Genomic DNA, 25815 nt, shown 5'->3' on the forward strand with positions numbered 1-25815 from the left:
CACTCACCCCATCCCGGGAATCAGTCGGACCACAAGGTCGATCAGCCAGATGCCGATGAACGGCGTGATCACACCTCCGAGCCCGTACACCAACAAGTTTCGGCACAGCAGCGTCGATGCCGTCGCGGGCCGGTATCGGACGCCCTTGAGAGCCAACGGGATCAGTCCGACAATGACCAGCGCATTGAAGATGACCGCGGACACGATCGCCGACTCCGGCGTCGCCAGTCGCATGATGTTGAGCGTGTCCAGCTGCGGGTAGATCACGCTGAACAGGGCAGGCAGGATCGCGAAGTACTTCGCGAGATCGTTGGCCAGCGAGAACGTGGTCAGCGCACCGCGGGTGATCAACAGTTGCTTGCCGATCTCGACGACCTCGATCAGCTTCGTCGGATCGGAGTCCAGGTCCACCATGTTCCCGGCCTCCTTCGCGGCCGAGGTGCCGGTGTTCATCGCGACACCCACGTCGGCCTGCGCGAGGGCAGGGGCGTCGTTGGTGCCGTCACCGGTCATCGCGACCAGGCGGCCACCGCTCTGCTCCCGGCGGATCAGTTCGAGCTTATCCTCGGGTGTCGCCTCGGCGAGGAAGTCGTCGACGCCAGCCTCGTCCGCAATGGCCTTGGCCGTCAACGGATTGTCGCCGGTCACCATCACGGTGCGGATGCCCATCGCCCGGAGCTGGGCGAACCGTTCCGCGATGCCGGGCTTGACGACGTCGGAGAGCCGGACGACACCGAGCACCCGGACCGTGTCCCCGATCGCGACCGCGACGACGAGGGGGGTGCCGCCACCCGACGCGATGTCGTTGACCGTGTCGGTCACCTCGGTCGGGGCGAGGCCGCTCTGCGACCGCACCCAGAGCAGGACCGCGTCGCTCGCCCCCTTCCGGATCCGCGTCACCCCGTCCGGGCCAGCCAGATCCAGGCCGCTCATCCGGGTCTGCGCGGTGAACGGCACGAACTCGGAATCCTTCTCGCCCGCGGTCGCCTCGGGTGACAGCCCGAACTCGGCGACGCACAGGTCGACGATGCTGCGTCCCTCCGGGGTGCCGTCGGCGAGGCTGGACAGCCGGGCGGCGGCGGCGAGCTGGTCCGCGTCGACGCCGGGCGCCGGGTACAGGGCGGTCGCGCGGCGGTTACCGAACGTGATGGTGCCGGTCTTGTCCATCAGCAGGGTGTCGATGTCGCCTGCGGCCTCGACTGCGCGGCCGGACATGGCGAGCACATTGCGCTGCACGAGCCGGTCCATGCCCGCGATGCCGATCGCGGACAGCAGCGCCCCGATCGTGGTCGGGATCAGGCAGACGAGCAGCGCGATCAGCTTGACCGGGTCCAGCGCATGCCCCGCGTACAGGCCCATCGGCCCGATCGCGACCACGGCGAGCAGAAAGATGATCGTCAGCGAGGCGAGCAGGATGTTCAGCGCGATCTCGTTCGGCGTCTTCTGCCGGGCCGCGCCCTCGACGAGCGCGATCATCCGGTCGACGAAGGACTCACCCGGCGCGGCGGTGATCTCGACGACGATCCGGTCCGACAGCACCACGGTGCCGCCGGTGACCGCGCAGCGATCGCCGCCGGATTCGCGGACGACGGGGGCGGATTCGCCGGTGATCGCGGACTCGTCGACGGTGGCGATGCCCTCGACCACGTCACCGTCGCCGGGGATCACCTCCCCCGCGACCACCACGACGCGGTCCCCGACCCGCAGCTCGGTGCCGGGCACCGATTCGATCGTTCCGCTTCCGGTGATCCGGTGGGCGGTGGTGTCCTGCTTGACCTTCCGCAGGCTCGCGGCCTGCGCCTTGCCGCGGCCCTCGGCGACGGATTCGGCGAGGTTGGCGAACAGGATGGTGAACCACAGCCACGCGGCAACCAGCCACGAGAACACCGACGGGTCGGCGATCGCCATCACGGTGGTCACCACCGAGCCGACGAGCACCACGAACATGACCGGGTTGCGGGCCAGGTGGCGGGGGTCAAGCTTGCCGACCGCGCCGGGCAGCGCGGTGATCAGCTGACGGGGGTCGAAGATGCCCGCCTTGACCGGCGACGGATCGCCGTCGACGTCGGGGGCGGGCCGGGGGCGTTCGGTGGTGTGCACGCTCATTGCAGTGCCTCCGCGATCGGGCCCAGTGCGAGGGCCGGGAAGAAGGTGAGTGCCGCGACGAGAACGACGGTGCCGGTGAGCAGTCCGGCGAACATCGGTCCGGCGGTGGGCAGGGTGCCCGTGGTCGGTTCGGAACGTCGCTGCGCGGCAAGCGATCCGGCGAGGGCGAGAACGAAGATGATCGGCAGGAACCGGCCGAGCAGCATGCACACGCCGAGCGAGGACTGGAACCAGTCGCTGGTGACGGTGAGGCCGCCGAATGCGCTGCCGTTGTTGTTCGACGCCGACGCGTACGCGTACAGCACCTCGGAGAACCCGTGGATCGCCTGCGGGGTGCCCGGGTCGCCGGAGTTGCCGAGGTACCCGGTCGTCGAGCCCAGGATCACCGTGATCGACGTGCCGATCAGGACCAGCGCCGGCATCACCAGCACCGACAGGGCCGCGAGGGTGATCTCCCGTCTGCCGAGCTTCTTGCCGAGGAATTCCGGGGTGCGCCCGACGAGCAGGCCGCCGACGAACACCGCGACGATCGCGAGCACCAGGATGCCGTACAGGCCGGTGCCGACGCCGCCGGGGGCGATCTCGCCGAGCAGCATGTTCAGCAGCACCGCGCCACCGCCGAGCGGGGACATGCTGTCGTGGGCGGAGTTGACCGCGCCGGTGGAGGTGCCGGTGGTGGAGACGGCGAACAGGGCGCTGCCGGGAATACCGAACCGGACCTCCTTGCCCTCCATCATTCCGCCGGCCGCGGTCGCGGCGACGCCACGGGTGCCGGACTCGGCGGCGAGCACCACCGCGAGCAGCGCCGCCCACAGGCCCGCCATCACCGCGAGGACCGTCAGGCCCTGCTTCCGATCGCCGACCATCGTGCCGAAGGTCCGGGTCAGGGACACCGGGATCAGCAGGATCGCGAGGATCTCGACGACGTTCGAGAGCGGGGTGGGGTTCTCGAAGGGATGCGCGGAGTTCGCGGCGAGGATGCCGCCGCCGTTGGTGCCGAGTTCCTTGATCGCCTCCTGCGATGCGACGGGCGCGAGCGCATTAGTGACGGCGGCGCCGTCGAGGCCGGTCGAGGTGAACCCGGTTCGGTAGGACTGGACCACGCCCTGGCTGAGCAGAACCAGCGCGATCAGGAACGAGATCGGCAGCAGGATGCGCAGGCAGCCGCGGGTCAGGTCGACCCAGAAGTTGCCGATCTCGCCGCCGCGGGTGACGCGGACGAAGCCGCGGATCAGAGCGATCGCGACCGCCATGCCAACGGCTGCCGACACGAAGTTCTGCACCGCGAGCCCGAGCGACTGGGTGAGGTGGCTCATCGTCGTCTCGGGGGTGTACGACTGCCAGTTGGTGTTCGCGACGAACGACGCCGCGGTGTTGAACGCCATCGCCGGGCTGACGCCCTCGAGGCCCGCGCCGAGCGGCAGCACCCCCTGGACCCGCTGCAGGAAGTACAGGAACAGGGTGCTCGCGGCGGAGAAGCCGAGCAGCGACGCCGCGTAGCCGAACCAGGTCTGCTCGGTGTGGAAGTTGATCCGGCAGAGCCGGTACAGGATCGTTTCGATCCGTAGGTCGCGGGACCGGTCGGTGTCGTACACCTTCGCCATGTAGTCACCGACGGGGACGTACAGGATCGCAAGGACGCCAAGCACGAACGCGATCTGCAGTCCCGCTGCGAGTGCGGGATTCACCTAGAACCTCTCGGGGTCGACGAGCGCGACGAGCAGATAGATCACCAGGGCGGCCGCGAGCGCGATCAGCACGACACTCAGCAGGCCGGCCGCCGTCACCGGACCTTCTTCGTCTGCAGCGCGCGCAGCACGCCCGCGCAGACCGCGAAGGTCCCGATGATCAGCATCACGTAGGCCAGATCAGCCATCACGCATTCCTCTTCACACGGCAAGGGGCCGCCGTCCGTCGGCGCGCCCGGCCCGTTTGCGGGCCACAGTGCAGAGTGCCCCCGCCGCGCCGGGGAATCGTCGTCCCTAACGGGTCGCTGACGGGGTGGCCTGCGTGCGTTTACGCCTTCTTGATGCGCTTCGCGCCCGTGCGTGATTTTTACCCCGGTCGGGGTGAAAATCACGCACAGTCGACGGAGTCGACCGGAGGGATCAGGGGCGGCGGGGACGCGGCCGCGGCTGACATTTCGGGCAGCTGTACGAGGAGCGGTTCATGAACTTCTCGCGGCGGATCGGGGCGCCGCACCGGGCGCAGGGCTCGTCCTCACGGCCGTAGGCGTCGAGGGAGCGGTCGAAATAGCCGGACTCGCCGTTGACGTTGACGTATAGCGCGTCGAAGGAGGTGCCGCCCTGCGCGAGCGCCTCGGTCATCACGTCGGTGACGGACGCGAGCAGCAGCCGCACCTGCGGTCGAGTCAACCGGTCCGACGGACGGTTCCCGTGAATCCGGCTGCGCCACAACGCCTCGTCGGCATAGATGTTCCCGACCCCGGACAGCACGGTCTGGTCGAGCAGGACCCGCTTGATCTCGGAGTGCCTGCCGCGAACCGCCGCGACGACGGCGTCCGGGTCGAAGCGGGGGTCGAGGGGGTCGCGGGCGATGTGCGACACCGGTGCGGGGACGGCGGTGCCGTCCACCTGGACGAGCGGCGCCAACGCCCAGCCGCCGAAGGTCCGCTGATCGACAAACCGCAGCTGCCGGCCGCTGTCGAGTTCCGCGAGGATCCGCAGGTGCTTCTCCCTTGCCACGCCGGGTTCCTGCACCAGCATCTGACCGCTCATCCCGAGATGCACCACGACCGCCAGCTCGCCGGGATCGACCTCAAGCCACAGGTACTTGCCGCGACGGCGCGCGGCGGAGACCGACAGGCCGGTCAGCCGGGCCGCCAGGTCGGCGCCGCCCGGCAGGTGCCGGCGCACCGCCCGCGGGTGCAGCACCTCGACGGACGCGACGCGGGCCCCGACGACGTGCGCGTCGAGGCCGCGTCGCACCACCTCGACCTCGGGTAGTTCCGGCACGGGGCTACTCGCCGGCGGAGGACGCCGTGCCCGACGCGGCCTGCGCGTCGGTCAGCGACTTCCAGGCCGTGCTGGCCGCCTTCTGCTCGGCTTCCTTCTTGGACCGGCCGATGCCGATGCCGAGCGGTGCTCCCGCGACGAGCACGGTCGCGGTGAACTCCTTGTCGTGGTCGGGGCCGGTGGAGCTGATCTCGTAGACGGGGACGCCGTCGCCGCGTTCCGCGGTCAGCTCCTGCAGGCTGGTCTTCCAGTCCAGGCCTGCGCCGAGCTTCGGTCCGCGTTCGAGCAGGTCCGCGAAGAGGGTGAGGACCACGGTCCGCGCGGTGTCGATGCCGTGCTGCAGGTGCACGGCGCCGAGCAGCGACTCCATGCCGTCGGCCAGGATGCTGGCCTTGTCGCGGCCGCCGGTCATCTCCTCGCCCTTGCCGAGCAGGAGGTGAACGCCGAGGCCACCCTCGCCGAGGCCGCGCGCGACCTCCGCAAGGGCGTGCATGTTCACGATGCTCGCGCGGATCTTCGCCAGCTCGCCCTCGGACTTGTCCGGGTGCGCCAGGTACAGGCGTTCGGTGACGGACAGCCCGAGAACGGAATCCCCGAGGAACTCGAGGCGTTCGTTCGTCGGCAGGCCGCCCTTCTCGTACGCGTACGACCGGTGCGTCAGGGCGAGGGTCAGAAGTGCATCGTCCAACTCAACGCCAAGGGCGGCGAGGAGGGAAGCATGCTGTCCCTCCTCGCCGCCGGCGGGAGCTGTTGGGCTCGTACTGCTTGTCACTGCGACTAGACCGCAGCGGTGACCTGACGACCCTTGTAGGTGCCGCAGGACGGGCACGCAATGTGGGGCAGCGTCTTCTCGCCGCAGCCACGGTTCGGGCAGGTGATGAGGGTGGGCGCAGTGGTCTTCCACTGGCTGCGACGCGACCGGGTGTTGGATCGCGACATTCTGCGCTTGGGGACAGCCACTTCTACTTCTCCTCGGCTTCGGTGTTCACACGACTCGTGCTGGACTCTGCATCGGCCTCGACACTGTCGGCGTCGACCAACTTCCCCGCGAGGGCAGCCCAGCGAGGATCCAGTATCTCATGCCCATGCCCGGATTCTGCAATCGCCAGGCGAATGCCACATTCGGGGCACAGTCCCTGACAGTCTTCGCTGCACAACGGCTGCAGCGGAAGTTCAAGCCCGGCGGCGTCGACGATGACCGGCTCCAGGTCGATCATCTCGTCGACGATCCGGTAGACCTCGTCCTCTTCGGTGGTCTCCTCCGTGACGCTGTCCGGGTAGGCGAACAGCTCGGTCAGGTGGAGGTTCAGCTCGCCCTCGAACGGCTCGAGGCAGCGCGAGCACTCCCCGACCGTCGCGGCGCGCACCGTGCCGGTGACGAGGACGCCCTCGGAAACGGATTCCAGACGCAGGTCCAGCTCGACGTCGGCACCGACCGGCACCGCGACCAGGTCGAGGCCGATGCGGATCGGGGTCGGCACGGTCCGGGTGAGGGTCGTCATCGACCCCGGCCTGCGACCGAGGGTGCGGGTGTCCAGCACGAAGCCGCCGTCGTGCGGACGGGGCGAGGTGGAACGGTGGGACGACACGCGAACACTCTTTCCATACGGGCCGGTTCTCGACGGGACCGGTTCTCTGCGGATCGGGACGGGCCCGGATCGGGCAACCACCCCACGATACGCGACGGTCGACCGCGAGGGTGAATCCGGCGTCGGGCCGGTCAGCGGCGACGCTCGGACCGTCGATCGTCGACGTCGTCGTAGGTCGGCACCCCGGACCCGGTGCGCAGCTGCTGCCTGCCCCTGCCGACGGATCGGACGGTGCCGGTGAGGAACTCCTCGAACTCGGCGAGCTTGGTGTCGACGTACAGGTCGCAGTCGCTGCGGAGGCGATCCGATTCGGCGTGCGCCGCGTCGATCACCCGCGCCGACTCGGCATACGCCGCCATCGCGACCTCGGTCGCCGACACCAGGCGTTCCTGCTCGGCGCGCCCCTCGGCGATGGACCGTTCCTGCGCGGCCCGCCCCGCCTCGGCCATCCGGTCGGCCTCGTCCTGCGCCCGGCCGGTCACGTCCTCGAACTCGCGCCGCGCGTCGCTGACGGTCCGCTCGGCCTCGTCCTGCGCGTCGGCGACGAGCTGGTCGGCGTGCGCGCGGGCCTCCGCGACCATCCGGTCGGCCTTCTCCTTGGCGTCGGCGAGGATCCGGTCGGCGGAGTCCCGCGCGCCGGTGAGGGTCTCGTCGGCCTCGGCGTTGGCGCCGGAGACCGTCTGCTCGGCGTGCGCGCGGGCGTCCCCGACGAGCTTGTCGCGGTGGTCGAGCACGTCCTGCGCGTCGTCGAGTTCGCCGGGCAGCGCGTCACGGACGTCGTCGAGCAGTTCGAGGACGTCACCCCGCGGCACCACGCAGCCCGCGGTCATCGGGACGCCTCGGGCCTCCTCCACGATCGCGACGAGCTCGTCGAGCGCCTCGAATACCCGGTACACGCCACACCCCAATCGTCGACAGCGGCTTGCGCCGTCAATCTTGCCGCAGCCCGCGGACGGGGCGCGGCGCCACGCCCACCGGCACCCAGATGTGTCGTGCGTCTAGCCGGCGGCCGCGCGTTCGGCGATCCGCTCGAGCAGCCGCGCGTGCACGTGCGGGGGCAGCATGTCCGAGACCTCGCCGCCGTAGGTGGCGACCTCCTTGACCAGCGAGCTGGACAGGTAGCTGTAGCGCGGGTTGGTCGCGACGAACAGGGTGTCGACACCGGTCAGCTTGTGGTTCATCTGCGCCATCTGCAGTTCGTAGTCGAAGTCGTTGGCGCCACGCAGGCCCTTGACGATCGCGGTGGCACCGTTCGCGGTCGCGTAGTCGACGAGCAGCCCCTGCCAGGAGTCGACGGTCACGTTCGGCAGGTCCGCCGTCGCGTCGCGCAGCATCTGCAGGCGCTCGTCGACGGAGAACATGCCCCGCTTGTTGGGGTTGACGACGACGGTGACGACGACCTCGTCGAATTGCACCGCGACACGGGCGATCACGTCGAGGTGACCGTTGGTGACGGGATCGAAGGACCCGGGACAGACCGCCTTGCTCATGACTGCAGACGGTAACAGGCGATCTCGACCCGGGTGTCGCCGTACTTGCGGGTCCGCTCGACCTCGAATCCGTCCGGCCACACCGTTTCCGGCGAGCGGGTGGCCCGTTCGACCACCACCAGCGACCCCTCGCCGACCCAGCGCTTCGCGGCCAGGTCGGCGAGCACGACCCCGAGCTCCTGCTCCCCCAACGCGTACGGCGGGTCCAGCATCACGATGTCGTACTCCCCGTCCGGGGTGCCCGCCACGACGGCGGCCGCCGGCGCGGTCGTCACGACCGCGCCGGGCAGGCCCACCTCGGCGATGTTGGCCCGGACCACCGCTGCGGCGCGGGCATTGGACTCGACCAACTGCACGTGGCCCGCTCCCCGCGAAAGCGCTTCGAGGCCAAGGGCCCCCGAACCCGCGTACAGGTCGAGCACGCGCGCGCCGTCGAGGTCGATCCGCGCGTCCAGTGCACTGAACAGCGCCTCCCGCACCCGTTCGGAGGTGGGCCGGGTGCCCTGCTCGGGCACCCGGAGCCTGCGCCCACCCGCGGCGCCGGCGACGATCCGGGTCACCGCACCGCCCCGGCAACGATCCGTGTCACTGCGGGCCGTCCTCCTCTGCGGCGACGACGGAGATCACCGCAAGCAGGTCGCCGCCCTCGACCTGCTGCACCGGGCCGATCGCGAGGCGGGAGACGGTGCCGCCGCGCGGCGCGGTGATCGCGGCCTCCATCTTCATCGCCTCGATGGTGGCGACGGTGTCACCGGCCGCGACCTTCTGTCCCTCCGCGACGATCAGCGTGACCACGCCCGCGAACGGGGCCGCGATGTGGCCGGGGTTGGCGCGGTCGGCCTTCTCCGCGACGGGCACCTCGCTGGCGATCGACCGGTCACGCACCGACACCGGCCGCAGCTGCCCGTTGAGGATGCACATCACCGTGCGCATGCCGCGCTCGTCGGGGTCGGAGATCGCCTCCAGTCCGATGAGCAGTTCCACACCGGGCGCGAGTTCCACGCGGTGTTCCTCGCCGCGGCGCAGGCCGTAGAAGAACTGGTTCGCCGACAGCCGGGAGGTGTCGCCGTACTTGGCCCGGTGCTCACCGAATTCCTTTGCCGGGCCGGGGAACAGCAGCCGGTTGAGGGTGCCGCGCCGCTCGTCGGAGGCGCCCGCGAGACCGGCCTCGTCGGCGGCGGTGAGCGGGGTCTCGGGCTTTGCGGCGCCGCGGCCCTCAAGGGCCTTGGTGCGGAACGGTTCGGGCCAGCCGCCCGCGGGGGTGCCGAGCTCGCCGCGCAGGAACCCGACGACGGAGTCGGGGAGGTCGTAGCCTGCGGGGTTGGCAGCGAATTCCTCGGTGTCGACGCCGGAGCCGACGAGGTGCAGGGCGAGGTCGCCGACCACCTTGGACGACGGGGTGACCTTGACGAGGCGGCCGAGCATCCGGTCCGCTGCCGCGTACTTGGCCTCGACCTCCTCGAACTGGTCGCCCAGGCCGAGCGCGACGGCCTGCTGGCGCAGGTTCGACAGCTGCCCGCCCGGGATCTCGTGGGTGTACACGCGCCCGGTCGGGGACGGCAGCCCGGATTCGAACGGCGCGTACACCTTCCGCAGCGCCTCCCAGTAGGGCTCCAGGTCGCACACGGCCTGGAGGTCGATGCCGGTGTCCCGCGGGCTGTGCGCCGCTGCGGCGACGATCGCCGACAGGGCAGGCTGGCTGGTGGTGCCCGCCATCGCGGCGCTGGCGCCGTCGACGGCGTCCGCACCCGCCTGCCACGCCGCCAGGTAGGTGGCGAGCTGACCGCCGGGGGTGTCGTGGGTGTGCACGTGCACCGGCAGGTCAAAGTTGCTGCGCAGCGCCGACACCAGGGTCGCGGCCGCGGGGGCACGCAGCAGTCCGGCCATGTCCTTGATCGCCAGCACGTGCGCACCGGCGTCGACGATCTGCTCGGCCAGCTTCAGGTAGTAGTCGAGGGTGTAGAGGGTCTCGTTCGGGTTGGACAGGTCCCCGGTGTACGAGAGGGCGACCTCGGCGACCGCGGTCCCGGTCTCCCGGACCGCGTCGATCGCGGGCCGCATCTGGTCGACGTTGTTGAGCGCGTCGAAGATCCGGAAGATGTCGACACCGGTCGCGGTGGCCTCCCGCACGAACGCGCGGGTCACGGTCTCCGGGTAGGGGGTGTAGCCGACGGTGTTGCGGCCGCGCAGCAGCATCTGCAGGCAGATGTTCGGCATGGCCTCGCGCAGCGCGGCGAGCCGCTCCCACGGATCCTCGTGCAGGAACCGCAGCGCGACGTCGTAGGTGGCGCCGCCCCACGCCTCCACCGACAGCAGCTCCGGGGTCATCCGGGCCACGTGCCCGGCGACGGTGAGCAGGTCGCGGCTGCGTACCCGGGTCGCCAGCAGCGACTGGTGCGCGTCGCGGAAGGTGGTGTCGGTGACGGCGAGGGCGTCCTGCGCGCGCAGGGCGGCGGCGAATCCCTCGGGTCCGAGCTCCATCAGCCGCTGCTTGGATCCGGCGGGCGGCGCCGCCTTGAGATCGATGGCGGGCAGCTTGTCGTGCGGGTACACCGTCGACGGGCGCTCGCCGTGCGGCTTGTTGACCGTGACGTCGGCCAGGTAGGTGAGGATCTTGGTGCCGCGGTCCGCGGACGCACGCTGCGTGAGCAGCTCGGGACGCTGCTCGATGAACGACGTGGTGACCTTGCCTGCAATGAACTCCGGGTCGTCGAGCACCGCCTGCAGGAACGGGATGTTCGTGGCGACGCCGCGGATCCGGAACTCGGTGACCGCGCGGCGGGCACGGGCGACGGCCGCCTCGAGGGTGCGGCCGCGGCAGGTCAACTTGACGAGCATCGAGTCGAAGTAGGCGCCGACCTCGGCGCCGACCATGGTGCCGCCGTCCAGCCGCACGCCAGCACCGCCGGGGGTGCGGTAGCCGGTGATCCGGCCGGTGTCGGGCCGGAACCCGTTCGCCGGATCCTCGGTGGTGATCCGCAGCTGCAGCGCGGCACCGCGGATGGCGATCGAGTCCTGACTCAGACCGAGATCGGCGAGGGTCTCGCCGGACGCGATCCGCAGCTGCGCCTGCACCAGGTCGACGTCGGTGATCTCCTCGGTCACCGTGTGCTCGACCTGGATGCGGGGGTTCATCTCGATGAAGACGTGGTTGCCGCGGGTGTCGAGGAGGAACTCGACGGTGCCAGCGCAGGAGTAGCCGATCTGCTTGGCGAACGCGACGGCGTCCGCGCAGATCCGTTGCCGCAGTTCGTCCGGCAGGTTCGGTGCCGGCGCCAGCTCGATCACCTTCTGGTGCCGCCGCTGCACCGAGCAGTCCCGCTCGAACAGGTGGATGACGTTGCCCTGCCCGTCGGCGAGGATCTGCACCTCGATGTGCCGGGGGTCGACGACGGCCTGCTCCAGGAACACGGTCGGATCCCCGAAGGCCGATTCGGCCTCGCGGGCCGCGGCCTCGATCGACTCGCGCAGCTGTGCGCGGTCGGCGACCCGGCGCATGCCGCGACCACCACCACCGGCGACGGCCTTGACGAAGATCGGGAACTCCATCGTCTCGGACGCCGCCATCAGCTCGTCCACGTCGGCGGACGGCGCCGAGGACGCCAGCACCGGCAGACCCGCCGCCTTCGCCGCGGCGATCGCGCGGGCCTTGTTGCCGGTCAGCTCGAGGATCTCGGCGGACGGGCCGACGAACGTGATGCCCTCCGCGGCGCAGGCGGCGGCCAGGTCCGGGTTCTCGGACAGGAAGCCGTAGCCCGGGTAGATCGCGTCCGCGCCCGCCTTCTTGGCGGCAGAGACGATCTCGCCGATCGACAGGTACGCCCGCACCGGGTGGCCCTGTTCGCCGATCTGGTAACTCTCGTCTGCCTTCAGCCGGTGAACCGAGTTGCGGTCCTCGTACGGAAAGACGGCGACGGTGCCCGCACCCAGCTCGTAGGAGGCGCGGAATGCCCGAATCGCGATTTCACCGCGATTGGCAACCAAGACTTTTGAGAACATCGCTGAAAACTACCCCTGCGTTCACGGCGAACATGGCGGTGCGTTCCACCATCCGGGAATCCCCCGGACGATCGGACGCCTGTAACGATGCAGTACGCTACCTTGCCCCACCTCACGCGACCCCGCCACCCCGCGTGAGCTGCGATTTCGGCTAATTTTCCCGACGCCCCCGCGCCGGCATCACGTTCGCGCGGCTCCACGTCACCGACGCCCACTGGATCGCGAGCAGCGCCATCGCCGCCCACGCGAGCAGCAGTCCCGCCCCGAGCCCCTGCGGCCTGGTCGCCTCCGGCAGCGACTGCTGCGACCAGCAGGCGAGCATCCCGAACACGAACCCCATCGACGACCCGAGCATCGCCAGCCAGGACAGCGCCCACCGCCGGGTGGCCACCGCGAGCGTCGACACCCCGAGCCCGATCACGAGGACGAACCCGAGGAACAGCCGCTGCGGCACCGTCACCTCGGCGGCGGCCGCGCCGGCCAGGATGGTGACCGCCGAGTCCGAACCGGAGAACGGCAGGAACAACGCGACGGCGAGGACGAACATCAACGCCATCACGACCGGCCGCCTGCGCCCGAACGAGAATTCCCGTCGCACCCGCCGCTCGATCGCCGCCAGCTCGTCCTCGTACGCGGACAGGTCGGACGGGGCGGACAGGTCGTCGGTCATGGCACTTCCTCGGGTCGGTCGGGCGGCGCGGCAGGGTCGGCTGCCACCGACACGCTACGACTTGTCGAGGAAGTCCAGCCGCTCGGCGTCGAGTCCCGCCGACACCATCGACGCCAGCCCCGGATGCTGGCTCAGATCCGGATCCTCCGCGACGACGCGCCGCGCGAAGTCGCGTGCCGTCGCGATGACCTCCTCGTGGTCGAGCAGCGACAGCAGGCGCAGCGTCGTGGTGGTCCCGGACTGGGCGACACCGAGCACGTCGCCCTCGCGACGCTGTGCCAGGTCCAGCTGCGCCAGTTCGAATCCGTCGTTGGTTCCCGCGACCGCACTCAGCCTGCGGAACGCGGGCGACTCGGGTCGCGAGCCGGTGATCAGGATGCACAGTCCCTGGTGGGCGCCGCGCCCGACGCGGCCGCGCAGCTGGTGCAGCTGACTGACACCGAACCGGTCGGCGTCGACGATCACCATCACGGTGGCGTTGGGGACGTCGACACCGACCTCGACGACGGTCGTGCAGACCAGGACGTCGACCTCACCCGCGGTGAACTCGCGCATCACCGTGTCCTTCTCGTCGGCGGGCAGCCTGCCGTGCAGCAGCCCCACCCGCACCGACGACAGCGCCCCCCTCCGCAGGTCCTCGAAGACGGCGACCGCGGCCGCGGTCTGCGGAGCGTCCCCGCCCCTGGCCGGCTTCGCCTTCCTGACCGGTGCGCGCCGGGCGGGTTCGGCTTCGGGTGCGTCGCCGCCGAAGAGGTCGTCGAGGTCGAGTGCCGGTTCGCCGCCCGCCTCGTCGTCCTCGTCTCCCTCCCCGATCCGGGAACACACCACGTAGGCCTGCCGCCCCGCCGCGACCTCCTCGCAGATCCTCGCCCACGCCCGGTCCACCCACGCCGGCTTGTCCGACGCCGACACCACGTTGCTCACGATCGGCGACCGCCCGCGCGGCAGCTCCCGCAGCGTCGAGGTCTCCAGATCACCGAGGACGGTCATCGCGATGGTGCGCGGGATCGGCGTCGCGGTCATCACCAACACGTGCGGGCTCAACCCCTCCCGGGCGCGGGACCGCAGCTTGTCGCGCTGCTCGACACCGAAGCGGTGCTGCTCGTCCACGACGACCAGGCCCAGGTTGAAGAAGCCGACGCCGTCCTGGATGAGCGCGTGGGTGCCGATCACGATGCCGGCGTCCCCGACCTGCGTCTCGTTCAGCGCCGCCCGCTTGGCGGCTACCGACATCGACCCGGTCACCAGCGTGACCCGGGTCGCGTACTCGGCGGCGCCGAGTTCGCCTGCGAGGGCGAGGGTTCCGAGCATCTGCCGCAGCGAACGGGCGTGCTGCGCGGCCAGCACCTCGGTCGGCGCCAGGAGCACGCACTGATACCCGGCGTCGATCGCCTGCAGCATCGCGCGCAACGCGACGATCGTCTTGCCGGATCCGACCTCACCCTGCAGCAGCCGGTTCATCGGATGCGGCCGGGACAGGTCCGCCGCGATCTCCGCCGCCACCGCGAGCTGACCGTCGGTGAGGGTGAACGGCAGCTGCGCGTCGAACGCGGCCGCGAGGCCGTCGGGTCGCGGCGGGCAGGCGGGGGCCACCCGCTCGTCGACGGCGTGCCTGCGCCGGGCCAGCACCAGCTGCAGCGCGACCGCCTCGTCGAAGCGCAGCCGCTCCCGCGCCCGCTCGATGTCCAGCGTGGTCTCCGGCCGGTGCACGAGGCGCAGCGCCTCGTCGAGGGCCATGAGGCCGAACTCCTCGCGCGTCGCCTCCGGCAGCGGGTCGGGCACCGGGTCGAGCTGGTCGAGAACCTGCCGGACGCACTTCGCGATCGTCCACGTCTCCACGTCCCGCGTCGACCGGTACATGGGGATCAGCTCCCGATCGAAGATCTCCATGTCGACGCCCGCGTCGGAGCCCTGCGCGCTGCGCGCCATCCCGGCCAGCTCCCCGGCTCCGCGTACCCGCCCACCGACCGTGGGTTCGCCGTCGCCTGCCGGCAAGATCAGGTAGCTCGGGTGCGTCAGTTGCAGCTGCTCGCGGAAGTACTTCGCGGTGCCGGAGAACATCGCCCGCACGCCCGGCCGGATCACGTGCGCCACCTTCTGCGGGTTGAAGAACGTGGCCTCGACCCGCTGCTTGTCGGATTCGAGGACGGTGCGGAGCATCTTGCCGTTGCGGTTCTTGAACGACACCACGTCGGCCTTCGCGACGGTCGCGACCAGCGTGATGTGGGCGCCCTCGGGCGGCCTGCTCTCCCCCAGCTCCGCACCCTGCGTCGCGTAGCGGTGCGGGTAGTGCCGCAGCAGGTCCTCGACGGTGTGGATCTCGAAGTCCTGCGCGAGCGGCTCGGCGGCCTTGGCGCCGAGCAGGTGATCAATGCGATCGGTGAGGGTTGCCATCGTGAGTCTTCTCGTCCTGCCTCGAGGTCCTACTCGACGCCGACCTGCAGCAGGTCGCCGTCCTGTCCGCCGGGATACACGTGCACCTCGACGCCGGGATGGTGCAGCGCGACATGGTCGACAAGGGCGTCGGCGAGCACAGCGGGCGCCTGTGCCCCCACCAGCAGCGTGACCAGTTCCCCGCCGATGCCGAGCACCTGGTCGAGGAGCCTGCGCCCGGCGTCGGCCGCGTCGGCGGCGATGACCACCACCTCGTGCCCGATCAGGCCGAGTCCGTCACCGGCCGCGCAGGTACCCATCAACGTCAGCGCGCGCTCCCTGGCGACGCGCACCGAGCCCCACCGGGTGGCCGCGGCCGCCTCCGACATCGCAAAGGCGTCGTCGGCGGCGGCCCGGCCGTCGTCGTGCACGGCGAGCGCCGCGAGGCCCTGCACCGTCGACGAGGTCGGCAGCAGCAGCACCGAGCGGTGGTCGTCGCGGGCGGCCGCGCCGACCGTGACCAGTTCCTGCGCGGGCAGCGCCCCGTTCGGCAGGACCAGCACCTCCGCGCAGTCGAGACCGCGGATCGCGGTCAGCAACCGCTGCGGGGTAACCGGCGGGTTCGCGCGCAGCACCCGCGCACCCTCGGCGGCGAACAGGTCCGCGGCACCGTCGCCGTCCACCACCGCCAGAATGCGCCTGCCCGTCGTCGGCGGGTGTGCCGCCGGCCGCGACCCGCGCAGCGCGTCGAGCGCGAAGCAGGCGATCCGGACCCGGCGCACGGACCCGGCCTCCAGACCCGCCTCGACGGCGGCGCCCGGGTCGACGCAGTGCACGTGCACCGTCCACGCCCCGGCACCATCGCCGACGATGATCACGGAGTCACCGAGGTCACCGAGCCGCAGGCGCAGCGTCCCGACCCGCCGCGCGTCGGAGTCGGTGAGCAGGTACATCACCTCGTAGTCCTGACCGCTGTGGTCCCCGGCGCAGGGTGCGGGCGGCGCGACGGGCGCCGCCCCCGCCGTCACGGGGGCGTCGAGTGCGAGCCCGGACCGGTCCGGGACGGTCCCGGTGACGACCCCGACGAGCGCATCCAGGATGACAACCAGCCCGAGCCCGCCCGCGTCGACGACACCCGCCCTGCCAAGCTCGGCGAGCTGTTCCGGGGTGCGGGCGAGCGCCTCGACCGCGGCCTCCGCGGCCGCCGTCACCACGGCGCCGAGCGCGGCACCTGCCGGGCGGTCGTCCGCTGCCGCGGCGGCGTGCCGCAGAACGGTGACGATGGTGCCCTCGACGGGGGTGCTGATTGCCTCGGCGGCGAGGACAGCGGCCTCGTTGAGGGCGTTGCGCACGGCGGCGACGTCGAGTCGCTCGCCGCGGGCCACCTCGGCGATCCCCCGAAGCACCTGGGACAGGATCACTCCCGAATTGCCGCGGGCGCCGGTCACCGCTCCGCGGGCGAGGGCCGCGGCGACCGCGGAGGACGGTGCACCGTCCGGTACCGACGCCGCCGCGTCGACCGCGGAGCGCATCGTGAACAGGATGTTGGTGCCGGTGTCCGAGTCCGGAACCGGGAAGACGTTGAGCCGGTTGATGTCCTCGCAGCGGCCGGTCAGCCCCTCGACGCAGCCCCAAGCCCAGCGACGCAACGCCGCACCGTCCAGCTGCTGCAGGGCCTCGCGCACCTCGATGTCGTCCTCCGCGTGACTTCGGTATCATCGGTGCCGCAAGATTAGCGGCAGGGCCCGACAGCCCGCTCACCTCGACGCACCCCACGGACCCGGTTTGGCCTTTCGGGGGTGCGCCAGCTAATCTGGCACGGTTGCCTGGCACGGGGCGCTCCAGTGTCCCCTGCTCGCAACTGAAAACCATCCGCATCACATCAAGGAGTTCGCGACTATGGCTGCCGTCTGCGACGTTTGCGCCAAGGGACCCGGCTTCGGTAAGTCGGTCTCGCACTCGCACCGGCGTACCAACCGTCGCTGGAACCCGAACATTCAGACTGTCCGGGCCCAGGTTGGAACCGGTACCCGTCAGAAGCTCAACGTGTGCACCTCCTGCCTGAAGGCGGGCAAGGTCGTCCGCGGCTGAGGTTCATCCCAGCATCGACTGTGCCCCCGACACCCTCCGGTGTCGGGGGCACAGTCGTCTGTCGACCACCGGGAGCTGCGCACACCCGGTTCCGGCGCCCCGATAGGGTACAACGGTGACTTCTCTCGACGGCCTTACCCACGTCCGCCTTGTCGGCGACGTGCTTCGCATCGCCATTGCCACCGCCGACAACGGCACCGCACTCGACTCCGACGCGGTCAACCAGGGCACCACCGCGCTGCGCGCACTCGCCGCAGGCGAGATCGCCGCAGGCGCGATCCTGCTCGTCGGTGACGGCGCGAACTTCTGCGCGGGCGGTAACGTCCGGGCGTTCGCCGCCGCCGACGACCGACCCGCCTACATCCTCGGCATCGCCAACGAACTGCACGACCTCGTGCGCTTGCTGGCCGCCGCGACGGTTCCCGTCGTCGCGGCGGTGCACGGCTGGGCGGCGGGCGCAGGCATGAGCCTGGTGTGCGCGGCGGACATCGCGCTCGGCGGCGCCTCGACGAAACTGCGCCCCGCCTATCCCGGAATCGGGCTCACCCCGGACGGCGGCATGTCCTGGAACCTGCCGCGGATCGTCGGCAGTCGCCGGGCCCGCGAGATCCTCCTCACCGATGCCGTCCTCGACGCGGACGAGGCCGTCCGCCTCGGCGTGCTGAGCCGCGTCGTCGCCGACGATGAGGTGCAGGAGCAGGCCCAACAGCTGGCGCAGCGACTCGCGACGGGGCCGACCGCGTCCTACGCGGGCATCAAGGAGCTCCTCGCCCGGTCGGAGGAGTCCACCCTGTCGGATCAGCTCGACGCGGAGGCGGCGGCGATCTCCGCTGCGTCCGGCGGCGCAACGGGCCGCGAGGGCGTCGACGCGTTCGTCGCCAAGCGCGCCCCCGACTTCACGTCCCTGCGCTGACCGCCGACCCGCCCACCCCGCCCGGCCGAGTGAACGGAAGCGTTCAGTCGATCAGATCGACCGAATGATCCGTTCGCTCGGCGGGTGGCAGGTCAGGGCAACCGCCAGTCGACCGGCTTCTCCCCCTGATCCTCGAGGAGCCGGTCGACGCGGCTGAAGGGCCTCGACCCGAAGAAGCCGCGGGACGCGGACAGCGGGGACGGATGCGCGGACTCCACGACCGGGGTGTCCCCCAGCATCGGCTTGAGCGTCCCGGCGTCCCGACCCCACAGGACCGCGACGAGCGGACGCCGCCGCCCGCTCGGATCGGTCCGGTCCACCAACGCGCGAATGGCCTGCTCGGTGACCTCCTCCCAGCCCTTGCGCCGATGGGATGCGGCCTGACCCGGCTGCACGGTCAGCACCCGGTTCAGCAGCAGCACCCCCTGCTTGGCCCACGGTGTCAGATCGCCGGTCGACGGGGTCGGGACGCCGAGGTCCGACCCGAGTTCGGTGAAGATGTTGGTCAGGCTCCGCGGCACCGGACGCACCTGCGGCGCCACCGAAAAGCTCAGTCCCACCGCATGTCCCGGGGTGGGATACGGATCCTGACCGACCACGAGGACCCGCACCTCGTCGAACGGCTGGGCAAACGCGCGCAGCACGTGCTCCCCCGCGGGCAGGTAGCCGCGGCCTGCGTCGTTTTCGGCGCGGAGAAACTCCCCCATCGCCGCGATCCGATCGGCAACCGGCGCCAACGCCTGCGCCCAGCCTGGCTCGACCAGCTCATCGAGCGGACGGGGCGTCATCGGTGCAGCCCGCGACCGGCGGCGGCCGTCCCACTGCGCCCGAGGCGAGATCGGACCGTGGACGGGCGTTGTCCGCGTGCACTGTTGGTCATGCGGTCAGCCTATCGACGCCCATACGCCCCGGGTGATGGTGCCCCGGCGCGGGCCTGGCCTCCGGATTCACCCCCATCGAGTGAGGCGGCCCTGCCACCGGAATCCCTATCGTGTGGTGACACGGATCGGTTCAGTCGAGAGGTGCTGCACATGGTGAATCACGACACGTCCATTCCCGGTTCGACGCCGCCGGGCCTGACCGACGCGATCGCGTCGATCTCGTCGCCGGACGGCATCGACACCCCGTTCGGGCACCTCCGGTTCTTTGACGGGGTGCCGCTCCCCGACACGGTGACGTCGATCTACGACGCGTTGGACCTGATTCGCGGGATCGACGTGTTCCTCAACTGCGTGCCCGGTGCGTCGCTGGTCGCGTTCCGCCGCGGCCTCCGCACGCTGGGCATCGACTCCCCGCGCACGATCGGCTACTCGGATCCGCGGGCGAATTCACGCGGGCTCGCGCTGACTCCGAACACCGAAACCACCTACGGCACCACCTTCCTCGACCTCAAGGCCTGGGGGCCTACGGTGATCGAGGCGCCACCCAACTCGATGTGCGTCGTCGACGACTTCTGGTTCCGCTACGTCACCGACATGGGCATTCCCGGACCCGACCACGGCCTTGGCGGCAACTACCTGTTCCTCCCGCCCGGCTACACCGGCGAGGTGCCGGACGGCTACTTCGTGTTGCGGAGCCCGACCCATACGAACTGGGTCGTGCTGCGCGCGCTCGGCGGCGTCGCCGACATGCAGCGGACCCGGATCTACCCGCTGGGTGAGGCGGATTCCCCGCCAGCCAACGAGTGGGTCAACTGGGTGGAGGAGGCGCCCTTCAACACGGTCCACGCGAACGACCTGTCGTTCTTCTTCGAGGTCGACGAACTCGTGCAGGAGGAGCCGACCGAGGCGCTCGACCCGGAACGGGCCGGCCAGCTCGCGGCGATCGGCATCGTGAAGGGCACGCCGTTCGAGCCGGACGACCGGATGCGCGGCATCCTCGATAGCGCGGCCCGCATCGGTGCCGGGATGGCGCGGGCACTGTCCTTCGCGCCGCGGGATCCGGAGGCGTCGCTGTACGGGTCGTGGAACAACGCCTTCGTCGGCGGCAACCACGAATTTCTCCGTGACGGCGCCCGACTTCTCGACGCGCGCACGCAGTTCCACTACATCGCGACCGTCATCACCCCGGCGATGGCGCACGCCAAGGTCGGAGCGGGTTCGGCCTACGCCTACACCGTGCACGACGCGCGCGGGGATATCCTCGACGGCGGCCGCAGCTACCGGCTGCACGTCGACCCCAATCCGCCGGTGAAGAACTTCTGGGCGGTGGACGTGTACGACACCCAGACCCGGTCGCTGATTCAGGTTCCGTCGACGATCTGGCCTGCGGTGGCGAGCAACTCCGGCGACCTGGTCGCCAACGAGGACGGCTCACACGACCTGTTCTTCGGCCCGACCCCGCCCGCGGGCAGGGAATCCAATTGGGTCGAGACGCTGCCCGGCAAGTCGTGGTTTCCGCTGTTTCGCCTGTATGGCCCGCTCGAGCCGTGGTTCGACCGGACCTGGACGCTTGGCGAATTCGAACCGCTCGACTGATCCCGCGGGTCAGCCGAAACTCTGCCAGCCTCCCGACCCCGACCACGCGCGCCCGCCGACGGTGACACCGGCACCGGCCCGCACGACGCCGATGCGGCGCCACCCGTCGGGCAGGGCCGCGCCGCGGGGGAAGGTCGCGAGGAGGGAGTGATCCTCGCCACCGGTCAGCACCCAGGCGGACGGGTCCACGCCCAGCGTCTGGGCGGCGGCACGCAGCGGCGGGTCCGGGGTCAGGGCTGCCGGGTCGAGGTCGACCCGTACCCCGGACGCCGCGCACAGGTGCCCGAGGTCGGCGACGAGGCCGTCGGAGTTGTCCGTCATCGCCGTGGCGCCCGCCTCGGCTGCGTCCGGACCACGGCGGTAGGGAGGCGTCGGAACACGGTGCGCATCAACAAGTTCCGGGAAGTCGCGGTTGTCGGCGACGAGCAGGGCGAGGCCGGCGGCGGACCACCCGAGCCGCCCGGTGACCGCCACCTGGTCCCCGGGTCGGGCACCCGCCCGCAGCACCGCGTCGCGGCCTCGCAGGTCGCCGAGCACCGTGAGGGACAGCACCACCTGATCGGACTGGACGGTGTCCCCCCCGACCACCCCGGCGCCGAGCGCGGACGCCTCCGCCCAGATCCCCTCGCTCAGGGCGTCCGCCACCCGGATCGGGGTGTCCGGCGGGCAGCCGAGCGAGACGAGGAACGCGGTCGGCCACGCCCCCATCGACGCAATGTCCGCGGCGTTCTGCGCGGCCGCCTTCCGCCCCACCTGCTCGGGGGTGGACCAGTCGAACCGAAAGTGCCTGCCCTGCACCAACATGTCCGAGGACACCACCACCCGCCCGTCGGCGGCGCGCACGACGGCGGCGTCGTCGCCCGGTCCGAGATCCGTGGTGTCCGGCTGGACGCGTCCGGCCACCGCCCGGTCGATCACGGCGAACTCCCCGAGATCCGCAACGGTGGGTCCGCGGTCCGGGAACTGCTCCGAAGCCGGTGTGTCGATGACGGGCCTTTCGTCGAAAGCGGTCGCGGTACCCTGGGAGGCGGCCGGGACTCGATCCGGCCGAGCACGACAGCCAGGGCCACCGCGACTCTACCGAGGCGGCGGGGCCCTGCACTGGGAAGGGGCCCACCGGTGGCGCAGGCGTACATACTGATCCAGACCGAGGTGGGCAGGGCGACGGTGATCGCCGACCGCATCCGGCAGTTGCCGGGGGTGCTGACCGCGGAGGACGTGACCGGCCCCTACGACGTGGTGGTCCGTGTCGATGACGGGGCCGGCTCCGGGTTCACCCCGGTCGTCGAGCGGATCCAGCGGGTCGCCGGAATCACCCGCACCCTCACCTGCGAGGTGGCCACGACCGCGTGAGCATCCCGTCTCCAATCCCCGACGACAACAATCCCCTGAACGAAACGGCACAGAACAGCACCGTGAGCACCACCGACGCCACCGATCCGTCCGATACCCGCCGCAGCCCCGCCCTGATCGCCGCCGCGGTCGCGCTGCCCGTCGCGCTGGTCGGGGGCATCGTCGTCGCGGCCATCGTGGCGAACCGCAACCCGGCGCTCGATCCGGTCGCGCTCGGCCCGGTGCCCGCGCCCGCGTCCGGGTCCGCCGAATGCACCGCACTGATCGACACGCTGCCGGACCGGTTGGGCGACTTCAGCCGCGCCGAACTCGTGGATCCCGCCCCGGAGGGCGCAGCGGCGTGGCAGTCGGCCGACGCGCAGGAGATCGTGCTGCGGTGCGGCCTCGACCGGCCGAGCGAGTTCGACGCGGCCAGCGCGTTGCAGCTCGTCGACGGTGTGCAGTGGTTGGAGATTCCGGGCGACGAAGGCCTCGACGCCAGCACCTGGTTCGCCGTGGACCGGGGCGTGTACGTCGCGGTGACCATCCCGCACGGGCTTGGCCCGACGCCGCTGCAGGACACGTCCGCCGCGCTGTCGGGCGCCCTCGAGGCGACGCCGATCGACCCGGCGCCGATCCCCAACCCCTGATCGCGTCCCTCGATCAGTCGGCGGGCCCGGAGACGGTGCCCCCACCGCCGAGTGAACGGCACGTTCAGTCGATTAGATCGACTGAACGCTTCCGTTCACTCGGGGTGGGGGCGGGTCGGGGTGGAGGGGACCTCGGGGCGCTCGGGGCGGCTCGGGGCGCGTTAGCGCAGGCCGGTCCCGCGCGCGAGCGCGGTGTCGACGAGCGTGGACACCAGCGTCCGGTAGTCGACACCGGCCGCGTCCCACATCCGCGGGAACATCGAGATCGCAGTGAACCCCGGCATCGTGTTGATCTCGTTGATGACCGGGCCGTTCTCGGTGACGAAGAAGTCGACGCGGGCGAGGCCCTGGCAGTCGAGTGCCTCGAACGCGCGCACCGCGATCGCGCGGATCTCGTCGCCGACGGCGTCGTCCAGCTTGGCGGGCACGTCGAACTCGCAGATGTCGTCGAGATACTTGGTGTCGAAGTCGTAGAACGCGCCGTCATCGTCGGTGATCTCGGGCATGCGGATCTCCGCGACGACGCTCGACCGCACGGTGCCGTCCGGGAACTCGAGGACGCCGCATTCGACCTCGCGGCCGATGATCGCGGCCTCGACGATGACCTTCGGGTCGTGACTGCGGGCATGCGCGATCGCCGCATCGAGCCCGTCCCAGCTGGTGACCCGGGTGATGCCGATCGAGGAACCCCCGCGGGCGGGCTTGACGAAGACCGGCAGCCCGAGCGCCTCCCGGTCCGCCGCGGTCACCGTCGCGGCACCCGGCCGCAGCACCACCTGGTGGCCGATCGGCAGCCCCTCTGCGGCGAGCAGCTTCTTCGTGAACTCCTTGTCCATGCCCGCCGCGCTGGCCAGCACGCCGGGACCGACGTAGGGCACACCGGCAAGCTCAAGGAGGCCCTGGATGGTGCCGTCCTCGCCGTAGGCGCCGTGCAGCACCGGGAACACGACGTCGACGGACGCGAGGATCTCACCGGCCCGCTCGGGGTCGAGCGCGACCACCGCGCCGGGCCGGGTGGGGTCCGCGGTCAGCGTCAGGGCGGCACCCGACGCGTCGACGGACGGCAGCGCGCGACCGTCGATGGTCAGCGTGTCCGGGTCGGTGGAGCCGAGCACCCACGCACCGTCCGGGGTGATGCCGATCGGCACCACGTCGTAGACGTCCGGATCGAGGTTGCGCAGGACGCTGCCCGCGGACACGCAGGACACCGAATGCTCGCTGCTTCGGCCACCGAAGACGACCGCGACCCTGGTACGAGGATTGTTCACCCGGAAACCCTACCGTTGGCGGCGGGCGGTCGGCGCACGCGGGTTTGCGACCTACTCGGGTTTGATTCGGCGGCCGAGCAACATGCCGACCGCCTCGGGCACGGACAGTCCCTCGTGGCAGACCTTGTGGACGGCGTCGGTCAACGGCATCTCCACGTCGTGCCGTGCTGCCAGCGCGCGCACCGAGGTGCACGACTTGACGCCCTCGGCCACCTGCCCCTTGGTCGCGGCCTGGGCACTGGCCAGGGTGCCGCCCTGCCCCAGGTGCGCGCCGAAGGTTCGGTTCCTGGAGAGCGGCGACGAGCAGGTCGCCACCAGGTCCCCGACACCGGCCAGGCCGGCGAGCGTCGCGGGGTTGGCGCCGAGCGCGGCACCGAGCCGGATCATCTCGGCGAGGCCGCGGGTGATGATGGAGGCGTTCGTGTTCTCCCCGAATCCGAGCCCGGACGCCATGCCACACGCGAGCGCGATGACGTTCTTGCAGGCACCACCGATCTCGCAGCCGACCACGTCGACGTTGGTGTACGGCCGCAAATATCCTGTGGCACACGCCTTTTGAACTCCAACAGCCCGATCGTGATCGACGCACGCGATCACGGTGGCGGAGGGCTGACCGACCGCGATCTCGCGCGCGAGGTTCGGGCCGGAGAGCACGGCCACCCGCCCCGGCGGCACTGCCGCGACCTCCGTGATCACCTCGCTCATCCGCATCAGCGTGCCCGACTCGATACCCTTGGCCAGCGACAGCAGGGTCGCGTCCGGTCCGATTGCCGGCGCCCAGCCGGCGAGGTTTTCGCGCAGCGTCTGGGAGGGCACGGCGAGGACCACGAGATCCGCGCCGTCGACCGCCGCGGTGTGATCGCTGGTGGCGGTCACGGTCGTCGGCAGCGCGACACCCTCCAGGTAAAAGGGATTGGCGTGGGTCGTCGTGATCGCGGTGGCGACCTCCTCGCGACGGGCCCACATCGTCACCTCGGTCCCGGCATCCGCCAGCACCTTCGCGAACGCCGTTCCCCACGAACCCGCACCCAGTACCGCCGCCCTGACCATCTGCCCTCCGACCGTTCCCGCTCCATGTTGGCAGTGACGACAGTAGTACCGGGGTGGGGACCGGCGGTGCGCATGACGCCCCCGTGTCCGCCGTCGGTGGCACTGGCAGGATTGGCGGCATGACCGGCGCACCCCCACCCTCGACGGCGGTGCGCGCCCACGTGGTGATCGCCGTCAAGGACCTCGGGCGCGCGAAGTCCAGGCTGGCGTCCCGTCTCGACCGCGCGCAGCGGGCCGCGCTGGTGCTGGCGATGCTGCGCGACACGCTCACCGCCGCGCGGTCCTCGGATGCCGTCGCGGGTGTCACGGTGATTACCCCGGACGCGGCGGTGGCTGCCGTCGCCGAGACCGCGGGCGCGGCGCACCTGGCGGACCCCGACGAGCACGCCGTCGACCCGTTGAATTCGGTGCTGCACTCGGCCGCTCGGCGGCTCGGCATGCCGGGGGTGCCGATCGTCGCCCTCCAGGGCGACCTGCCGTGCCTGTCCGCGGACGAACTTACCGCCGCGGTGACGGCCGCGCTGCCGCACCGGCGTGCGGTGGTCGTCGATCATCACGGCACCGGGACGGCCGCCCTGATCGCCGCGACGGCGGCCGATCTCGCACCGCAGTTCGGTGCGGATTCGGCGCGCAAACACATCGATTCGGGGGCAGCGGCGTTGACGGGGAACTGGCCAGGGCTGCGCCTCGATGTGGACACGCCAGCCGATCTCGACGCCGCGGCCGCGTTGGGCGCTGGCCCGGAGACGGCGCGGGTGCTTCGCGCGCTCGGGTGGTGAAACGGTCGCTCGACGTTCATCTCGAATCGCCGTCGTCGGATTGTCGCCTCCTC

General features: G+C 71.0%; 24 protein-coding genes. 6 read left to right on the forward strand and 18 right to left on the reverse strand.

Annotated elements, in window-relative coordinates:
• Positions 1-3: 3 nt before the first annotated feature.
• The 14 genes from kdpB to ACFWPA_RS08120 form a co-directional block, all read right to left on the reverse strand.
• Positions 4-2106 carry a potassium-transporting ATPase subunit KdpB gene (gene kdpB / locus ACFWPA_RS08055; RefSeq protein ID WP_378569958.1) on the reverse strand — a complete coding sequence of 701 codons (2103 nt, stop codon included), beginning with the start codon at positions 2104-2106 and terminating at the stop codon, positions 4-6.
• Entirely contained in the window at positions 2103-3794 is a 1692-nt protein-coding gene (gene kdpA / locus ACFWPA_RS08060; protein ID WP_378506598.1) for a potassium-transporting ATPase subunit KdpA, read from the reverse strand. Before kdpA ends, kdpB begins: the two co-directional genes overlap by 4 nt.
• Positions 3795-3893 carry a K(+)-transporting ATPase subunit F gene (gene kdpF / locus ACFWPA_RS08065; protein ID WP_378506597.1) on the reverse strand — a complete coding sequence of 33 codons (99 nt, stop codon included), beginning with the start codon at positions 3891-3893 and terminating at the stop codon, positions 3795-3797.
• A 321-nt stretch (positions 3894-4214) separates the two neighbouring features.
• A complete protein-coding gene (mutM, locus tag ACFWPA_RS08070) occupies positions 4215-5081 on the reverse strand; it encodes a bifunctional DNA-formamidopyrimidine glycosylase/DNA-(apurinic or apyrimidinic site) lyase (protein ID WP_378506596.1) in 867 nt (288 codons plus the stop codon).
• 4 nt (positions 5082-5085) lie between these two features.
• Positions 5086-5853: a ribonuclease III gene (gene rnc / locus ACFWPA_RS08075; protein WP_378569959.1), complete on the reverse strand. Its 768-nt coding sequence runs from the start codon at positions 5851-5853 to the stop codon at positions 5086-5088.
• A gap of 5 nt (positions 5854-5858) precedes the next feature.
• A complete protein-coding gene (rpmF, locus tag ACFWPA_RS08080) occupies positions 5859-6041 on the reverse strand; it encodes a 50S ribosomal protein L32 (RefSeq protein WP_137799096.1) in 183 nt (60 codons plus the stop codon).
• A 2-nt stretch (positions 6042-6043) separates the two neighbouring features.
• Positions 6044-6670, reverse strand: coding sequence for a YceD family protein (locus tag ACFWPA_RS08085; protein ID WP_378506594.1), 627 nt, complete (start codon positions 6668-6670; stop codon positions 6044-6046).
• A gap of 131 nt (positions 6671-6801) precedes the next feature.
• A complete protein-coding gene (locus ACFWPA_RS08090) occupies positions 6802-7566 on the reverse strand; it encodes a DivIVA domain-containing protein (protein WP_378569960.1) in 765 nt (254 codons plus the stop codon).
• A gap of 102 nt (positions 7567-7668) precedes the next feature.
• Positions 7669-8160 (reverse strand): pantetheine-phosphate adenylyltransferase, encoded by a 492-nt coding sequence (coaD, locus tag ACFWPA_RS08095; protein ID WP_378506592.1) that lies wholly within the window; start codon positions 8158-8160, stop codon positions 7669-7671.
• Positions 8157-8720: a 16S rRNA (guanine(966)-N(2))-methyltransferase RsmD gene (gene rsmD, locus ACFWPA_RS08100; RefSeq protein ID WP_378506591.1), complete on the reverse strand. Its 564-nt coding sequence runs from the start codon at positions 8718-8720 to the stop codon at positions 8157-8159. The genes coaD and rsmD overlap by 4 nt, the downstream gene beginning before the upstream one ends.
• Positions 8721-8745: 25 nt before the next feature.
• Positions 8746-12159 (reverse strand): pyruvate carboxylase, encoded by a 3414-nt coding sequence (locus ACFWPA_RS08105; protein ID WP_378506590.1) that lies wholly within the window; start codon positions 12157-12159, stop codon positions 8746-8748.
• A 151-nt stretch (positions 12160-12310) separates the two neighbouring features.
• The gene (locus ACFWPA_RS08110) at positions 12311-12829 is read right to left on the reverse strand and encodes a hypothetical protein (RefSeq protein ID WP_378569961.1); all 519 of its coding nucleotides are present in this window, start codon (positions 12827-12829) and stop codon (positions 12311-12313) included.
• Between the two features lie 54 nt (positions 12830-12883).
• Positions 12884-15223 (reverse strand): ATP-dependent DNA helicase RecG, encoded by a 2340-nt coding sequence (gene recG / locus ACFWPA_RS08115; RefSeq protein WP_378569962.1) that lies wholly within the window; start codon positions 15221-15223, stop codon positions 12884-12886.
• 29 nt (positions 15224-15252) lie between these two features.
• Positions 15253-16887 (reverse strand): DAK2 domain-containing protein, encoded by a 1635-nt coding sequence (locus ACFWPA_RS08120; RefSeq protein ID WP_378506587.1) that lies wholly within the window; start codon positions 16885-16887, stop codon positions 15253-15255.
• Between the two features lie 214 nt (positions 16888-17101).
• Between ACFWPA_RS08120 and rpmB the strand changes: the two genes are divergently transcribed.
• Complete coding sequence (gene rpmB, locus ACFWPA_RS08125; protein ID WP_378506586.1) at positions 17102-17293, forward strand: 50S ribosomal protein L28; 192 nt, start codon at positions 17102-17104, stop codon at positions 17291-17293.
• A 115-nt stretch (positions 17294-17408) separates the two neighbouring features.
• The gene (locus tag ACFWPA_RS08130) at positions 17409-18206 is read left to right on the forward strand and encodes an enoyl-CoA hydratase/isomerase family protein (RefSeq protein ID WP_378506585.1); all 798 of its coding nucleotides are present in this window, start codon (positions 17409-17411) and stop codon (positions 18204-18206) included.
• Positions 18207-18298: 92 nt separating this feature from the next.
• Here ACFWPA_RS08130 and ACFWPA_RS08135 read toward each other — a convergent pair whose 3' ends face one another.
• Complete coding sequence (locus ACFWPA_RS08135; protein ID WP_378506584.1) at positions 18299-18994, reverse strand: uracil-DNA glycosylase; 696 nt, start codon at positions 18992-18994, stop codon at positions 18299-18301.
• 243 nt (positions 18995-19237) lie between these two features.
• Here ACFWPA_RS08135 and ACFWPA_RS08140 point away from each other — a divergent pair, with 243 nt between their 5' ends.
• Positions 19238-20683, forward strand: a complete 1446-nt coding sequence (locus tag ACFWPA_RS08140) for a DUF1254 domain-containing protein (RefSeq protein WP_378569963.1) — start codon at positions 19238-19240, stop codon at positions 20681-20683.
• Between the two features lie 9 nt (positions 20684-20692).
• Here ACFWPA_RS08140 and ACFWPA_RS08145 read toward each other — a convergent pair whose 3' ends face one another.
• Positions 20693-21601 carry a thiamine-phosphate kinase gene (locus tag ACFWPA_RS08145; RefSeq protein WP_378569964.1) on the reverse strand — a complete coding sequence of 303 codons (909 nt, stop codon included), beginning with the start codon at positions 21599-21601 and terminating at the stop codon, positions 20693-20695.
• Positions 21602-21802: 201 nt separating this feature from the next.
• Between ACFWPA_RS08145 and ACFWPA_RS08150 the strand changes: the two genes are divergently transcribed.
• On the forward strand, positions 21803-22036 hold the full coding sequence (locus ACFWPA_RS08150; RefSeq protein ID WP_378506581.1) for an Lrp/AsnC ligand binding domain-containing protein: 234 nt from the start codon (positions 21803-21805) through the stop codon (positions 22034-22036).
• 35 nt (positions 22037-22071) lie between these two features.
• Positions 22072-22665, forward strand: coding sequence for a DUF3515 domain-containing protein (locus ACFWPA_RS08155; protein WP_378506747.1), 594 nt, complete (start codon positions 22072-22074; stop codon positions 22663-22665).
• A gap of 161 nt (positions 22666-22826) precedes the next feature.
• Here the strand turns inward: ACFWPA_RS08155 and ACFWPA_RS08160 are convergent, their stop codons facing one another.
• Both ACFWPA_RS08160 and ACFWPA_RS08165 read right to left on the reverse strand, forming a co-directional pair.
• Positions 22827-23933: a D-alanine--D-alanine ligase family protein gene (locus ACFWPA_RS08160; RefSeq protein ID WP_378569965.1), complete on the reverse strand. Its 1107-nt coding sequence runs from the start codon at positions 23931-23933 to the stop codon at positions 22827-22829.
• 51 nt (positions 23934-23984) lie between these two features.
• A complete protein-coding gene (locus ACFWPA_RS08165; protein ID WP_378506579.1) occupies positions 23985-24983 on the reverse strand; it encodes an NAD(P)H-dependent glycerol-3-phosphate dehydrogenase in 999 nt (332 codons plus the stop codon).
• Between the two features lie 119 nt (positions 24984-25102).
• Between ACFWPA_RS08165 and cofC the strand changes: the two genes are divergently transcribed.
• Positions 25103-25762, forward strand: coding sequence for a 2-phospho-L-lactate guanylyltransferase (gene cofC, locus ACFWPA_RS08170; protein ID WP_378569966.1), 660 nt, complete (start codon positions 25103-25105; stop codon positions 25760-25762).
• Positions 25763-25815 lie beyond the last annotated feature (53 nt).

Source organism: Rhodococcus sp. NPDC058505 (assembly GCF_042720095.1).
GTDB lineage: Bacteria > Actinomycetota > Actinomycetes > Mycobacteriales > Mycobacteriaceae > Rhodococcus_G.

What these genes read in the sequence shown, in the direction of transcription:
- kdpB (WP_378569958.1), bottom strand. Translation starts at nt 2,106, where the DNA reads ATGAGCGTGCACACCACCGAACGCCCCCGGCCCGCCCCCGACGTCGAC.
- coaD (WP_378506592.1), bottom strand. Translation starts at nt 8,160, where the DNA reads ATGAGCAAGGCGGTCTGTCCCGGGTCCTTCGATCCCGTCACCAACGGT.
- ACFWPA_RS08105 (WP_378506590.1), bottom strand. Translation starts at nt 12,159, where the DNA reads ATGTTCTCAAAAGTCTTGGTTGCCAATCGCGGTGAAATCGCGATTCGG.
- ACFWPA_RS08110 (WP_378569961.1), bottom strand. Translation starts at nt 12,829, where the DNA reads ATGACCGACGACCTGTCCGCCCCGTCCGACCTGTCCGCGTACGAGGAC.
- recG (WP_378569962.1), bottom strand. Translation starts at nt 15,223, where the DNA reads ATGGCAACCCTCACCGATCGCATTGATCACCTGCTCGGCGCCAAGGCC.
- rpmB (WP_378506586.1), top strand. Translation starts at nt 17,102, where the DNA reads ATGGCTGCCGTCTGCGACGTTTGCGCCAAGGGACCCGGCTTCGGTAAG.
- ACFWPA_RS08135 (WP_378506584.1), bottom strand. Translation starts at nt 18,994, where the DNA reads ATGACGCCCCGTCCGCTCGATGAGCTGGTCGAGCCAGGCTGGGCGCAG.
- ACFWPA_RS08140 (WP_378569963.1), top strand. Translation starts at nt 19,238, where the DNA reads ATGGTGAATCACGACACGTCCATTCCCGGTTCGACGCCGCCGGGCCTG.
- ACFWPA_RS08165 (WP_378506579.1), bottom strand. Translation starts at nt 24,983, where the DNA reads ATGGTCAGGGCGGCGGTACTGGGTGCGGGTTCGTGGGGAACGGCGTTC.
- cofC (WP_378569966.1), top strand. Translation starts at nt 25,103, where the DNA reads ATGACCGGCGCACCCCCACCCTCGACGGCGGTGCGCGCCCACGTGGTG.